Source organism: Ferruginibacter sp. SUN002 (genome assembly GCF_050611725.1).
Taxonomy (GTDB): domain Bacteria; phylum Bacteroidota; class Bacteroidia; order Chitinophagales; family Chitinophagaceae; genus Ferruginibacter.
Genome location: NZ_JBODJB010000001.1, coordinates 2,146,012 through 2,162,732, shown reverse-complemented (window position 1 = coordinate 2,162,732; position 16,721 = coordinate 2,146,012). Strand labels below are relative to the sequence as shown.

Here is a 16,721-nt window from a genome sequence, read left to right as displayed (position 1 = left end):
CGGGATGACCACCGTAAGCTCGAGCTAAATCTTGATAGGTTTAGAAAATACATTAAACGTCTTTTTATTAATCGCATAGTTATTATAATTAAAAAATTACAACACTATGTTTTCTAAAGATTGCCAAGTTTACTAGAAATGGGATTATATTAGCGTCGAGTATAATTTAGATATAAATTTATTTCAATGATTTGCATCCCTTCAAATTCAAGAGGATAAAGAATATAGCAATTCTTTGATTCATGTATTTTAAAGAAAACGCCATTCAAACCATTCTTAAGCCATTTTTTTCTGCATTACTAATTTTGGAGTTCTGTTTATTTTGTATAAGCCCCAATGTTTTTCAGGTTCCATTGGTTCAGGTGAACCTTTCCAGTCTTCATCAAAAGCTTCAAAAACAAAGGTTAAAATATTTTCAGCATTGGTCCACTCCATAAGATCATCGTAATATATTTTTTGATTTTCTTCATTAACAATTTCAGGATTTATACCTCTACCGTTAGAATTTGTTGACCAGCCTGCTTCGGTTATTATCACAGGCTTGTTGGGATATTTTTCTGCTACTGCGTAAAAATTATGTTTGGTGTACTCTAAAGATTCGTGAATGTGTTTATACTCCCAAACCGGATACGTATGGATAGAAATAAAATCGACAACTTCAGCTAAGGGCTGTAATTTATGCAACCAGGGCACATAGTTCTCACAGAATGTAACAGGTTGTTTTGTCTTTTCCTTTACGATTTTAACATATTCTACCACTCTTTCTACCGGCACGTAATGGTCTGTCCAATCTACACAGGCTTCATTACCTACGGAAAGCGAAAAAATTATTTCAGGGTATTTATTTGCCAGATCGATCAGCTTCTGGATATTGGAGAAATTTTTTTTTCTATTGAGCTCTAGCTGCTCTTCAGAAAAAACTCCGCCACCCCAAGGACAACCAAAATTATTCATCTCTGCACCAATATAGGCACCCATCATTACTTTGAAATCAAGATTTTCATTTTTAATTACTGCTATTACAGTATCACCATGCTCGTCACAATCATACAGACGGAGGTATTTCCAATTATTTTGAAGAATTAATAAATCTTCCTTTATTTCTTCATAAGTTGGATAAACGCCTCCGGGTTTTTGCCCCTCTCTAAAACCAGAATAGCATATTGCATTTGCTGGATTCGTCTTAAATTTTTCAAAAAAATTCATTTAATATTTTAGTTTTTCGTTTTTATCCCAAATGCCCCAATATGCTCCAACTTCCCCTTCCGGTCCGGTTTTCCAAGACTCATCAAAAGAAGAAAAATAGAAGGATTCAATTTGGTCTTCAGTACACCAAAGTTGTGTATTAATAAAATACTGTAAAGCACTTTCTTCAGATGGATATGCCCCCTTTAAATTTTCGCCTTTGCTAGGCCATCCGGTTTCAGTAATGATTACTTTTTTTCCATTACCGGCTGCTAATGCCTGATGATACATCTGCCGCATATAATCCAACGAATTTTCGAAAGGGCACCCTTCCCAAAACGGATAGCAATTACATAAAATTACATCGCATGCTTCGGTAATTTTTGGACGGTGAGAAAATTCATAATATGCATCTACATATCCAACAGTAATATCAGGAATTTCTTTTTTCACCCGATAAATAAATGCTAATAATTCTTCCTCGGTTAAATCTTTGCGATACATTACCTCATTGCCTACAGCAGCAATATCTACATAACCTTCTTTAGCTAATTGTATCAACCCACTTATTTCCCTTTCATTCACCTCGGGGTCGTTTCCTAACCAGGCACCAACAAGCGTTTTTATACCTAATTCTTTTGCTACAATTGGTATATGTTCATTTCCTTCGGTACAAGAAAAAGAGCGGATCCATTTTGTGTGTGGTTGTAGAATTTTCATTCTTCTTCTTACCTGCTCTTTAGAAATAATGTCACCTGGTTTTTGCCCTTCCTCATACAAACTAAAACAAAAACCATGAACACCTTTGTTTAAAATTTCTGAAAACAAATTAGAAATTTCAATAGCCGACTTACCTGCTACATAATTTTGAGTATCAGAAGTCGTTATGGTTAAATAATTTTCTTTTCTGTATGACATATCGCTAATTATTTATAAATTTTAATTTTTCGCTTTTATCCCAAATGCCCCATGAGGTGCCTGCCCAGCCCTCGGCATGTATCTTCCACGATTCGTCGAACGATGAAAAGTAGAATAGACTTACATTTGATTGTGTGGCCCATGTTTGTGCCTCAATAAAATAAATCATTTGATTTTCATCCGACGGTACAGCTTCACCCACTACTTGACCGCTACTTGGCCATCCGGTTTCAGTTATAATCACTTCTTTTCCATTGGCAATGGCTTTTGTTTTACTATACATTTCTTGCAAGTATACCGAAGCATGCTCTATGTTTGCTCCTTCCCAAAACGGATAACAATTGATGAGTATTTTGTTACTTGCTTCTACTAGTTTTGGATTCTCAATAAACTCAGTATAAATACCAACATACGATACCGGCACACCGTTGGCATTATTTTTCACTTTGTTTATATAAGCAATCAAAGTATCTACGGTTTGGTCTTGTCTAAACAGCACTTCATTTCCTACGGTAGCCATATCTACATGTCCTTCATGTAGTAGCTTAATAAGCGATTGTATTTCTCTTTCATTTTCAGCATTATCCTTACCAATCCATGCACCCATTAGCACTTTAAAGCCCATCTCTTTGGCTATTTTCGGTATATTTTCATGCCCATTGGTACATGAAAACACACGTATCCATTGGGTATGATCTACCAGCACTTTTAATCTTTTTACAATTTGTTCTTCACTAATAATATCGCCGGGATTTTGATTTTCGGTAAATGCGCTAAAACAAATACCGTGCATTTTTTTATTAAAAGTGTCAGTAAATTTTTGTTTTAAATCACTTGTATGTAAATCCTCAAAATCAATACCAGCATTTATATACGTGGGAAATTTTTCTAATAATTTCAACTTCGATAATCCTTTCAAGTCTAACCCAGCAAATACACTACTTACGCCATAACCTGAAGGTTTTGGTGCTTTCCTTTTAGCGATAAGATATCTTACTTCTAATGCTTTGGTTTCATCAACATCATAATCTTTCATTGCCCAAATAGCAGTCAATGTACCTAGTATTGGAATTCCCACAAAGAAAATTCTTAACCAAAACATTGTTTCATCTGTTTGTGTAGCCGCGTTAGATTTAAAAGCTACCAGGGAAAGAATTAAGCCACTTAACAATCCTGCCACAGCCGTTCCAAACTTTACCATCCACCAATAGATAGCGCCCAAACTTCCTTCTCTTCTTTTTCCAGTATTTAACTCATCAATATCAATTACATCAGATGTCATCGACATCATTAAGGTAAACAAGCTTCCAATGCCAAAAGAAAAGAAAGGGAGAGCAAAGAGAAAAAGATAGGGTTTACCAGGAACAAAAAGTAAAAAAAGTAAAATGTAACCCACTATTGAAATACCTTGAGAAACCAAAAATGCTTTCTTTTTACCCATTACTTTGGACATTCTTGCAACGACAGGAATTACCGCAATGGTGGTAATAATTGCACCTATACTTCCAAATAATGTAGGCCATAATCCAAACCCTTCTTCATTTCCTTTGAACAAATAATATTTGATAATAAAGTAAGAAAAGCCGGCTGTTGTTTGAAAAGCATTAAAAATTAAAAAAGTTGCAATACAAATTTTTCTGAAAGGTTTAATTTCTATCGAAGCTTTTAATCCCTCTTTAATTTCTCCAAAACTATTCAGGATTCCTTTAAAATCAATAGGACTGTAGTTTTCGTTTAGTGTAGATTTACTTGGAATAAAAAATGCCGGAATAGCCGCTAAAATTGCACAACCAATGGCAACATACACAGACAAGGTTCTAACTGCAACGTCACTGGACGAAAACAAGGATTGATCTGCCATAATTACCCAAAACCAAGGTGCAACAACCCAAGCTAATTGACCAATGAGTTGAGAGGTGGCCATAATATTTGTTCGTTCATGAAAATCATCACTCATTTCGTAACCCATTGCTACATAAGGAATACTAAATATGGTAAGCCCTGAATAAAAAATTAGTGAAATAACTAAAAAGTAAATAAAATTGTAGGTAACACCATTTTCAACATATAATTGCCACATTAATGCAAATGAAATTCCTAAAATAATGGCACCTGCTAATACATATTGTCTTCTTCTGCCCCATTTCGATTTAGTATTATCACTTACGTACCCCATTATCAAATCAAATAAAGCATCGTAAAATTTTGGGATAAAATAGGTTAGTCCAAGTAACAGTCCACTAAAGCCTAGTTTTTCTACCAATACAACTGTAAAAATCCCAATCATTGCCGGAAACATTTGGTTTGCCAGCATTCCTAATCCAAAAGCAACTTTTTGTCCCATAGGAACTTTTACTCTAGTGCCAGTTATATTGTTAGCCATACGTTGTATTGAGGATTAATGAATGAATTATTGTAAAATGATCGTTTGTAATGCTTTTGCACTTATTGATACGCTTTTCTTTTTCTTATTAATATTTATTTCCAGTTCTTTTTTTGTTTCAGTAGGATTAAAAACTATCACTACAATTGATCCATCAGGATTTTTAACTGCTGTTGTCTGAATATCATTATATGCAATCTCAACACCGATACGTATAGCGCCTGGCCTTATATACCTACTGAAATGTGACATTACATAATACAAAGGCGTTAAATAAACTTCGTCGTTTTCGGTATCTACAATTACAGGAGCAACACACCAGTTTTTAAACCAATTAGGACCGCCTTGTTTATCTAAAATCATATTCCAGTCTACCCAACCATCTACCCAATTATTCAGGCACCCAATAATATCAGATGCATAGCGATTTACAGGTGCATATTTGGGATGAAGATATTTTTCTTTTTCACTTGCCCAATCCCAACCCCAATCTGTAGCTTCTTTGATCCAATACCAATTATCGTCTTTCCATTTTGGCACATCCGAATCTACGCATGCTTCGGTTTGAATTAAATATTTATTGGGTGATTTATGGTGTGCATATTGCAGTGCTTCAGGAAAAACCTCGTAAGTACTTTCATACCAATGAATAGCGGTTCCTGCATAATATTTAGAAGATTTCTCATCTCTATACATTTCGTCAACCCATTCTTTTAAGCCTGCTCGATTTTGGTCGTAGCCCAAAATTTTCACATCCCCATTACCATCTGTTTCCAATTTTGGGCCTAAATGATGTTGAACAAAATCGGTCATTTCTTTTGGCGAAAAAATCATACTCTCCCAATTGTTACCGTTTCCATTGGGTTCATTTTCTACAGTAATTCCCCAAATATTGATGCCTTCTTTTTTATACGCATCCAAATATTTTGAAAAATACAATGCCCACGTATCATTGTATTCGGGCAATAATTTTCCTCCTACCCAGTGTTTGTTGTCTTTCATCCAAGGAGGCGCTGTCCATGGGGACGCAATTATTTTAAAACCTTCTTTTGAAATTTTTTGGGCTTCTAAAATCATTGGAATAAGATTATTTTTTTTATCTTCTTCGATAGAAAAATGTTCCAAATTTTTATCTCCATCAACCATTGCGTAAGCATATTGTTTCTGTGAAAAATCGCAGGAATTAATATGCGTTCTGGTTAAAGAATATTTTGCACCGGTTTCTCCAAAATACGCTTCTAAAATTTTATTGCGATTTTCTTTGCTGAGTTTATTTATTAAATAAGCTGAAGATTCTGTGAACGCACCTCCAAAACCCGTAATGGTTTGATACATTCTTTTGGGATTGATTTTTATTTTAATACTGTTTTTAGAAGTAGCTATCGGATCAATTTTTGTTAATTTATTACCGCTTGCAGAAGTTTCAAACACTTCAACATTCAAACTTTTTTTTTGAGCTTGAGCATTTAAAATCATACTTAATACTAATATTAGAAATAGAAGTTTTTGAATTTTCATTTCTTTGAATTGATTTATAGCAATTTTTCTTCCTTAACAAAAACTTTAATTATTGTTACCTGGCCTCTTCTTTCAAATATCGATTTACTCATTTTCTCATCTAAACTTAAAGTACCCAGAGCCTCTTTTCTGCCATCATTAAAACTTATTTCTAACCCTTCTTTTTCAGAAATTTTATAAATAATAGGAATTTGGCAATAAGTAAAAAAGAGTGATTCTTTTTCTAAAACAATTGTTTGTTGTTTGGTAAAAATATCTACAAAATGTATCGTCTTGGTTTCAGATAAAAACTCTGATTTTTTCAGCATTGCAGGTTTAAAATAAAGCTTGCCATCCTCTATAAAAACACCTAACTCTCCAAAACGAGCTAAAATATCTTCTTTCACTTGTCCCGTCATTCCAGGCTGTTGTGCTCCTTTTCCAAAAGGCGTATGTGAATAAGGATCTGTAGGAAATGCGCCATACAATTCAGGAGATTTGTGGACACCAATTCCTTTATTTATTTCGTAATAATGTGCTATCAAACGATTTATAATTCTTGCATCCGCTTTTTCTTTGATTGCTCTCAGGCAAGTTTCCTGTGTTGCAAGCAATAATTTAGAAACCATATGCCAATAAATAGACCCTAACCCTTCGTAACCATAGAAGGTCATCGATCTGCCTGTAAATTCTTTATGATTGAAGACCTGTTCAAAAATTTCTACTAATTTTTCGGACTCATTTTTTGTTACACCCTGATAATGATTACGTAATTTTTGAAGTGCCTCTTTTACATCATTCGCATTTCTAAAATTCCCATTGAAATGATAATTTCCGTGAATGTCTTTCTCAATGATTTGAGTATTACCTTCTGTAATTAATTGTTGCAACAGTTCAGATTTCGAAACTGCCTCATGTGGGATATTATTTTTTTCTAAAAATTTAGGCAAATTTTTATTTGGGTAAAGTATATAGCTGTATTGATCTTCCCGATAAAGGCTGCTGTTTCTCAATGCATCCAACACCTGTAAAGATGCTGACGCAGAAAGATACCCGGAACTCAGCACCGCAACCTGACCTTCTAACATTTCGCTGAGATAAGAAACTGAAACACCTTCCTTTTCTATTGTCATCAAATTATATGCATGATATAAGCCGTCGTTTCTTTTATTGGCTTTAATGGAGTGTTCTAAAAATTGATTAGCGGTTTCAATAAAATGTAAAAGTTCTTTTAATGTAACAGATGATTTATTGCCCGAAAATCCGATCTTATAAATGGTATCTCGAAAATTACTTCCAGATTTCCCTAAACCATCTAAAACTTTTTTTCTGGTTTCATCGCTGATTTTCCCTGATAAAACCGATTGGTTTTGCTGGAAAGTATCGTTGATCTCGGAAAAAAAATCTGACAATTCTGTAGAAATTTCTACCCGTTCCAAATCTGCATTTTCTACAATATTTTTTAAGAAATGTAGAAATCTTCTCAAATAATATAGCGTTACCATAGAAACGCCATTCCCTACCAAAGCATTGTTAGCATCATTCCACTCAGGACGCTGTGTGTTCATCCAAATACCCCCTTCCGGAATAAAATTGGACAATTTCGCCAACACTATTGCCAATATTTTTTCGATAAAATTGACGTGATAAATCTCATTACTTTGGTTTGTAAGCAAAGCTCCATCTGCACCATTTTCACTTACTTTTTTACGGATCTCTTTATCTAACTCTTCATCAAAAACAATCGTGTCTTTTGGATTCTTTAATATTTCTTCGTAAGATTTTATTTTGTAAGGAACATTGGCATAAACAAACTCATCTTTTTCAAACAAATGATTCAATGCATTTGGTTGGTGATGTTCAATAAATTCTAAAAACTTCAGCAAATAAATAACTTGATGATCACCCCAATATCCGATGTACGACCAGGGATCGTCGGGCTCAATGGTTTCCCAATCGAACCCACCTTTCGTTACTCTATAAGGATTATAGCCATCAAAAGTTGAAGCATTCAGGAATTTAAAGATCATTCCTTCAATAAACTCCGGATAAGAGTGAGCTAGTACTTCCCAATTCTGAAAAATATCTCTCCAGTTCCCCTCATAATCCAGAATCTTAGAACCATCTACTTCGCTTCTAGTATTGATAGAAAACTGATTCCAGGGACGGGAAGGGTCTCCATGTCTTCTGCTGAATTTTAATGGTAAATATTCTGTAGAAAGACGGATAAAATCTTTGTCATCCGATTTTTTTAAATTATTTTTTAGTTCGAACAAAGAAAATGTTTCAGAAAGTTTGTCGATAACATTTTTATTTTTTGTAAAAACAGCTGAATTTGCTTTTACCAGATATTGTACAAAATCCTGCTTTTCAATTTGATAATTATAATCGAAAATCCCCCCACGCATTATATTGAAAAGGGTATTGGAAAAATGACGGGCATCTTTACGATCATCAGCTGTGTATTGCAAAGCATCCGCAGAAGCATTTAGTTCAATCAGATGCTTAGTGCCCAAATCAATATCATCCTGAATGATTTTTGCAAAATCTTTATTTGTTTTAATTGTTGCTGAAAGCTGATGGATAGTAGTGTTTGTTTGATTAACATTAGCAACGATCATCCATTTTTTTTCGGCATTGGCAATAAGTTCTATTTCACTACAAATAAAATAAGCTCCTTTTTCGCCTTTAATATCTTCTTCTTCAACCAGATTTTTTTTTGCTCTAAAATTTTTTAATTGCAAAGACGATAACAAATATTTCGGGTGATCTATCCCTAAAGAAAAAACAACATTCGCTTTCAATGCTTCACTTGGCTCGGCCTTATCTACAATAATGGCACTTAATGCAAAAATTCCTACCCCTGTTTCCTTTACTAATTCACTTTTTTTATAAGCATCCGCAAGGTTGCTCACTTTATTTTGCAAATCGCTTCCAACACCGTAAGGAACAATATTTTGGATTCCATCCAAAATTGTTAGAATTTGATTTTCGGTAGATAAATTGATTAATGTTGAAGTTTTCACAAAACCATAAGCATTACTAAAACTCCATTGATATTTAAAAACTAATTGTAAATCGTGATTAATTTCTTCAAAAATAATTTTGTTACCGAAAGAATTTTTATAGAGATTTCTTGTGATATCATACAATCCAAAAAATCTTTCTGAAAAAGGTTCCCAAATAAAAGTGTTATTATTTTTAATGATTTTAAAAATAGATTTACTTCCTGTAATCTCTGCAGATTCAGTTATTTTATCATCGGTGTAATATGGAAAAAGGGAATAATCTGAATTTTTTCTTCCGGCTGTTAATCCTCCGTTGCTGGAAATAAACATCCAATGATTAGAATCGCTTACAATGCTCATAAAGAAAGGACGCATTGCATCCACATTGGATATTTTGTAAAAAAACTCATTATTAATTTCTACCGAATCAAGTTTTACTTTTTCATCTAACGCCATTTTCATTATAACTGTTAGTAACGGTTAATAATACATTACAAAAACATTATTTTTTTCAAAACTTTATAAAGCATTGAAGCAAATAAATATTTCAATTTTCCATTAATATCTATTAAGAAGTATTTGATGCAGATAAAAATTTATTTTATCGCAAGATCAACACTTATTTCTGTTTGTAAACTTTTACATAATCAACATACATGGATTGTGGAAATGGTGTACCGGTTGTAGGAAAGCCAACAAAGTTGCCACCAACTGCCACATTCAGGATAATATAAAAAGGATGATCGTACACCCATTGGCCTGTTACACTTTCAGGTGTTATACGTTGGTACAAAAAGTCGTCAACAAAATAATCTATGTACCCTTCTCCCCATTCAATCGCATAAATGTGATAATCTGTATCGAACCGACCATTCAATAATCCGTAAGGCTTGGTAATAGCATTACCACCAGAATACCCCGGGCCATGCACACTGCCATTATTTATATGTGGCAGCTGACCACGTTGTTCCATTATATCAATTTCGCCACATTGCGGCCAAGGCTCAGCATCAATATTGGCGCCCAGCATCCAAAATGCCGGCCATATTCCCGGTCCATAAGGAGTTTTTATTCTGGCTTCAAATCGTCCATAAGTTTGATCAAACAAACCTTTTGTTTTAATTCTACCGGATGTAAATCCTGCGCCGGAAAAAGATTCCTGCCTTGCGGTAATAACCAAATGTCCATCTCCATCAAGAGAAACATTTTGGCTCCGATCTGTGTAATATTCTAATTCGGAATTTCCCCATCCACCTGCGCCAATATCAAATGACCAATTTGTATTGCTTGGTGAAGATCCCGAAGTTCCGTCAAACTCATCTGACCAAGTTAATTCCCAATTTCTCTCAGGCAAAGTTTGTTTGGCTTCTTTTTTACAGCTTGAAAGAAGCATTAGTAGCCCGAACAAAAATGTAGTTGATAAACCAATATATTTTTTAAACTTTTTCATAATATTTTTTTTTAATAATTGATTAAAAATTCAGCAAAGCATATGCAATAAACAAACATGCTTTGCTGAAATAATTTAAGTTTTTAATTACCGAATCTTATGTTATCAAAATATATCACGTCATCAGCTCCTCTTGCAACAAAATCAGGAAACACTATAATTTGATCAATATTTGTAGATCCGTCCAATCCATTTCCAATTCGAGAACTAAAATCAAATGTTAATTCTTCCCAAGTATTAACTAAAGTATTAGCCACTTTAATTTCTGATTGTGCACCACCAGTAGTGTTTGCTAACTTAATACCTACATCACTTATTTTAGTTTTGTAAACCATAATTCTAATTTTGGAATTTGTAGCTGAAAGATTCCAGGTAATTCCCATTTGACCATGTGCCACTTCAACACCTGCATAAGGCTGACCTGCTTGGCGTGCAGAGAATTTAGCGACTTGTGAAGATGTATTTATTCCAGAAGCATTCGGATTTGCTACAAACGCCAGAGGCGGATTTGATCCGTTTTCGAAAACATTCCATGTCCAACCGGCACCAAAACCAGCGGGCTCAAAATCAATTGTTTTAGTAATATCGAATGCTCCTCCTCCACCACCTGATCCGGACTTATAGAAATAAAGATTATCAATATAGATGTCTCCATTGCCTTCAATTTTTATTTGAAATACATTGGTTAAATCAACAACTGAAGAAAATGCCGACAATGGAATATCTACGCTTGTCCATACACCACCTGTAGGTACATTAAGCGTATAAGGCGTTTCTTTACCTGGGCTAATAAGAAATAGTTTTAAACTGGTTGAATTAGCTGTGTAATAATCTATATGAAATACATCGTAAGTAGAAACATTTTGATTGCTGCCGAATTGTGTTCCCTGATAATTTAATCCTGCATACTTAAGTGTGTTATTCCCCGCAATTGATAATTGACTTACAGCTGTAGCTTGTCCCCAATTAGGATTGAAATCAGTACCTGCCACATTTGTATAAGCACCACTAAAAATAGAAATTACTTTTGCTGCATCACGGGTAGGTGTAGGTGCTGCTGTTGGAGGTGTTGCTGGAAATTTCCAAAAATAAATATTGTCGATAAAGACATCTCCATTGCCTTCGATCTTTATTTGAATTACATTGGTTAAATCAACAATTGATGCAAATGCGGACAATGGAATATCTGCACTTGTCCATGAACCACTTGTAGGTACATTAAGTGTATAAGGCGTTTCTTTACCCGGGCTTATCAACGAAAGTTTTAGACTGGTTGAATTGGTTGCATAATAATCAATATGCAATGAGCCGTAGGCAGAAAGATTTTGATTGCTTCCAAATTGTGTACCCTGATAATTTAACCCTGCATATTTAAGGGTATTGTTGCCGGCAATTGGCAATTGGCTTACAGCCGTAACTTGTCCCCAATTAGGGTTGAAGTCGGTTCCTGCCACATTTGTGTATGCATCGCTAAATATTGAAATAACATTTGCCGCCGGAGTTGTTGGTGTTGGAGCAGCTGTTAAAGGTGTTGCCGGATTGCTCCAGAAGTAAATATTATCAGCAAAGAAGTTAGAAATATTAGCACCTTCATAAATAATTTGACCGATATGACCTTTGGTTGTAAGTGTAGGTAAACTCGTAAAAGGTATGTCCAAACTTGTCCAACCATTCCCTACTAAAGTAGGTGCAGTAAAACTAACTTCGCCACTCACATCATCGCTGCCACCTGCAACTCCATCAGCTCCAAAATCTAACACTTTTACTTTAAAATTAGCGCCGGGTGTTAAAGTACCTGGTATAAAAATATCAAGATGTAAAAAACTTTTTGAAGAAACATCTATACTTGGAGATGAAATTTGAGTTCCTACAAAATTAAAATTTGAATAGTTTAAAACATGATCTCCACCTATTTCAAAATCGGCAGATAATGTAGTTTGATAAGGTGCCCAGTACCCATTGTAATAATCTACTTTTACATTTGTATACGCATCACTAAAAATAGAAATTACATCAGTAGCAGCTTTGGTAGGTAAAGGTGCTCCTACATATACACCAGAAGACTTTATAGTAAGACTTCCTTTTGCAGTTAGTGTACCTAACATTGCAGTAATTTTTGAAGTCCCCCCTCCTGTTGTATTAACAACTCCTGTTTCGTTAACCGTTGCTACTGAAGGATCTGAAGACAAAAATTGTAAATAATAAGGAGAAATATTTATTGTTTCATTTATACCGTCCGGCAAATTGTAAGAAGCAGAAAATCCACTCAAAGCACTAGCAATACCTATAGCAGATATTTGCTCTTTATCAACTCCATTTAAAATAGTAGCGGCCGAATAAGCTATTGTTTCCAACTTTTCAAACTTTACTTCATCAATCCAAAAAGTATATCCTTTTCCATTTTCCGGACCTGTAGAATAGTAAAACAATCCTTTTTCTTGTGTAAGTTTTGATGCGTCTGGAATAGGTATGTAAACTTTTTTCCAATTTGTATTCACAGCAACCCCACTTTTAGAAACCTGATATTTTGATTGTCCCAGATCGTTCCCTAAACCGCATATTTCTATTGTAGCTGGTTGAGATGCTTTTATATAAAAAGAAAGTACGTTGTAACCGGATAAATTGCGACCTGTTTTGCTGTAGAATACCCCACCTGCATAAGATCCTTGTGGGCTGTTTGCATCAGGAACAGCAAAACGCATAGAAGCATTCGTGCCGTTATAGGCTACATCTTTATCTACCTGAAATGCCTTTACATCAGATCCACCAAAAGCAGAATAGGCCAGGTCACTTGTAAAATCATCAATAAAAACTTCGGCAGTGGTGGGAAAAATTGTTGGTTGCAATTCTCCAACATCCCGCTTTTTACAACTGATTCCGATTATTACTACCGCAACTAATAAGAAGCTGCAAATTGTGTAAAGTGAGTGATTCTTTTTCATATAAATTTTATTAAAATTTTTTAGCAAGCAGATTTATTTACCAATATTGATTTGAATGTAAGTCCGAATTTCCCACTCATTACCATTAGGGAAGCCAATCGCATTCGGGTCGGGCACCCAATTGCCTGCGGCATCAATGGTTTTGATTGGTGAATAACGAGGAGAATATTTGTCCAGTGTTCTGTAGGTGCCTCTAATACCTATTTTAGTTCCAGGCATCATAAACCAATCCGGTTTTCCAATCTCGGTAGATATATCAGCAATCAACTGCACAGGAAACGTAAGGTTAAAATCTCGGTGATAATCAAAAGGTCCCCAATCATTGAATTTACCAATGGCAACCAACTTAGTTTTTTTATAGATAGTGCGGAGATCAAAACCATATCGGTTAATAGTGCGTTTATCACTACCGTTAGCTTGACCATTACCAACATAAAGATTGCCAATAATACCGAAGTTTGGGTTTAGCTTAGACACGATACGGGTATTAGCTTCCCACAAATCCTCGGCAGGTGCAGCACCTGGAAAAACAAATGTTGTTCTTCCATTTGCTGAAATACCAATTGCTGCATCTTGTGTAGTTGGTAAATGACGATAAACAAAGTCTGCACTAATTGCAAATTTTGCATCTTCAGCCCTATCGTTATCCCAGTCATACATCCAGGTACCAGGTGTAGGGTCGTAGGTAAGTAACAATTCGCCGGCTACTGTTTCTCTGTTGCTGCGAACGGAAAATGGATCATCCAAAACATTTCTTGGTCTGCCCGGTGCCAGTACATCCGCAGGTATAGGACCTTCTATAGGTTTTTGGTATAAAAAATTAGGTGCTATTTGCAGCTTACCTACATTCACGGTAAAGCCACTCAACACATTGTACATATTGCCGCTGCCAATATCTTTCAAACGCCATCCGGTAAATGTTTTAGTTTGATCAACACCACCGTTGGCCACAAGGCCCATATAACTAGCCAAACCATACCAGTTAATATTTCCACCGGTGTAGGTTAGTTTTATTTTACCGCCAAAATTGTCTTCAGCTTTTATCTTATCCTGATAAACTTTTCCTTCTCTCATTAGTTGAAAGTCTCTACCATTAAGTGGCTGACCGGCCCATAGACCACCAATATCAAATCCAAATTTTTCAAATTTTCTTGAAACACTCAAAGCAGCTTTTCTTGTTTTTGGTGTTGGTACTGCAAAAGAACTTTGCAAGCCGCTACGTTGAGTTATATCTTCATGAAACATTCCTGTTATATTGAACTTGGCTATTTTACGACTATATTTCGCCATGATAGCCGGGTTTGCACCCCACCATAATTCAGGACCAAAAGCCAACTTTAATCCTTTGATGGCTTTTTTGCCCTCAATTTCAAAACCAAACGGAGCTTCGCCGTTATATATGTCAATGTTAGGGCCATAATTAGCTTCCGGATATAAGCCAAAGAAATCACCTTCATATCCCCAATGATAATGGCCCGTTCTGTAAAAACCGGTAAGCTTAAATAATTTTGCATCCCAACCATAACTAGCCTTGTATAATTGGATTCTGTTATTTGAATTTATTTGTTGTGTTCCTGTAGGTGTATTTACTGTAATTTTTCTTCCTCTATTTTCATAAAACACTTCATCAATAGGATTCTCTGCTACATTACCGAGTACATTGAACTGTATGTTAGCGGTCATATTAGGAGCAGGCTTTGCTGTAATACCAATGTTAAACGATTGCATATGATCGAAGCCTAACTTATTTGGATAACTGCTGGTAGCAGGATCATCTTCTGTTGGTGTTGAAATTAAACTACCACCCGTGCTATAAGTGCTGAAGTTAGCTTGCAGGTTGCTTAGGTAAAGCTTTCCTTTGCCTTCAGTTTCCAATGCCGCTTTATCTCCACGAGCCATTAGTGCTGCATCAGCTATTTGGATATTATCAATGCTGTTTAATTGCGTTTGTGCATTATTGTTATATGGGTTAAAATGATGTACTTCTTTCAATGCATAATAAGCAGCACGAGGAAACAATTGATAAGTGCCTCTTTCATTCGTTTCTCCTTTAGCACAAATGCCAAACCATTCTTCATTCATATTGTTTTCGCCGGCTTTATAATCATTGAGATAACCACCATTTGACCAAGAAGCATCTGCATCATGTTCATCTAAATTGGTTGTTTGGCCGGTTTTCCACCAGCCATCGCTAAACTGAAAAGTGAAACCACCAATGCTGTTATCTGCTTTGCCCATACCTGCGGCATTGGCATATATTTCTTTCCAGTTGTTAACTAAATATTTTGCCTGAGACTCCTGATCTTCGCTGTTAGAAAAAGTACTATATGCATCTGCGCCAAACTCGGTTAGTACAACAGGCTTACCAAATTCATTTTTCACCCTGGTATATGCATCACCAAAAGATAACCCTCTGTATATATTAATACCGAGTACATCTATATCGGTACATTCTTTTGCTATAATATCTAAGAACAAAAGATCACCATTACAAATGGCAACAGGGTGTGATTGATCAATACCCTTGATCTCAAGTGCAGCCTCATTAAACAACTTATATAAATATTTTGCTCCAATGGTAGATTTTCTGTCTTGCATTGGAACATTTTCTGTTTCCGCTCCTCGCCAAAAAAGCCCATAATTATTTTCATTTCCTAACAAAAACATTAATAGTCCCGGTGTGTTTTTGTATTGACTAACCATATCTTTTACTTCTTTTAAAAGAAGTTCTTTCGTCAAAGGATTGGAATAATCAGTATTGGGCACCCACGCTCCTTTCAATGTAAGTCCGTACCGACCAAAAGAATGATTCAGCACGGTATAGATTCCGTAGTTTTCATAAATGTATTTTATCCATTTAGATGGAACGCCAACATATTGGCGAATGGTATTCACACCCAAATTCTTTAGTAGTGGCATCTCATAATCGAGTGCTGCTCTTATTACATCCTCCGGCTGTTTCCACAAACTATACGTATAGTTAGTCCCGATTGGGAAATAATCCCAGTTCATACCTTTGATGAAGAAATCGCTGCCATTTACAGACAGCCTTGTCCCTTCTGTACCATTTTTTACGTACACTTTGTTTACCTGTGCCGATATTGCAGTAGTTAATAAAACCAAAACAAAAGCAAAAACAGACTTTCTCATAAGTTGTGTATTTAGTTGTTTATTAAAATCTAGTATCCCTATATCAATTATTACATTGAGTGATTTTTTGGCTAATCTCTTTGCACAAAATCCGTGTTCGTTTTAAAAAATATCCTTGTTTATTATTGGCTTTTATAAGGGGTCGGTGAGAAATATACCCGGCATTTCAATCGTCTTTCTAATTGTAG

General features: G+C 35.2%; 8 protein-coding genes. All 8 read right to left on the bottom strand.

The window, feature by feature from the left end:
- Positions 1–276: 276 nt before the first annotated feature.
- On the bottom strand, positions 277–1,206 hold the full coding sequence (locus tag ACQ33O_RS09705) for a glycosyl hydrolase family 17 protein (protein WP_430995378.1): 930 nt from the start codon (positions 1,204–1,206) through the stop codon (positions 277–279).
- A complete protein-coding gene (locus ACQ33O_RS09700; RefSeq protein ID WP_430995377.1) occupies positions 1,207–2,103 on the bottom strand; it encodes a glycosyl hydrolase family 17 protein in 897 nt (298 codons plus the stop codon). It abuts the gene before it with no gap.
- Between the two features lie 4 nt (positions 2,104–2,107).
- Complete coding sequence (locus tag ACQ33O_RS09695; RefSeq protein ID WP_430995376.1) at positions 2,108–4,486, bottom strand: MFS transporter; 2,379 nt, start codon at positions 4,484–4,486, stop codon at positions 2,108–2,110.
- Positions 4,487–4,513: 27 nt separating this feature from the next.
- Positions 4,514–6,004 carry a glycoside hydrolase family 30 protein gene (locus ACQ33O_RS09690; RefSeq protein WP_430995375.1) on the bottom strand — a complete coding sequence of 497 codons (1,491 nt, stop codon included), beginning with the start codon at positions 6,002–6,004 and terminating at the stop codon, positions 4,514–4,516.
- A 14-nt stretch (positions 6,005–6,018) separates the two neighbouring features.
- Positions 6,019–9,453 (bottom strand): hypothetical protein, encoded by a 3,435-nt coding sequence (locus tag ACQ33O_RS09685; protein WP_430995374.1) that lies wholly within the window; start codon positions 9,451–9,453, stop codon positions 6,019–6,021.
- Positions 9,454–9,610: 157 nt separating this feature from the next.
- Positions 9,611–10,441 carry a glycoside hydrolase family 16 protein gene (locus ACQ33O_RS09680; protein ID WP_430995373.1) on the bottom strand — a complete coding sequence of 277 codons (831 nt, stop codon included), beginning with the start codon at positions 10,439–10,441 and terminating at the stop codon, positions 9,611–9,613.
- An 83-nt stretch (positions 10,442–10,524) separates the two neighbouring features.
- Positions 10,525–13,383, bottom strand: a complete 2,859-nt coding sequence (locus ACQ33O_RS09675; RefSeq protein ID WP_430995372.1) for a hypothetical protein — start codon at positions 13,381–13,383, stop codon at positions 10,525–10,527.
- 33 nt (positions 13,384–13,416) lie between these two features.
- Complete coding sequence (locus ACQ33O_RS09670; RefSeq protein ID WP_430995371.1) at positions 13,417–16,533, bottom strand: glycoside hydrolase family 2 TIM barrel-domain containing protein; 3,117 nt, start codon at positions 16,531–16,533, stop codon at positions 13,417–13,419.
- Positions 16,534–16,721 lie beyond the last annotated feature (188 nt).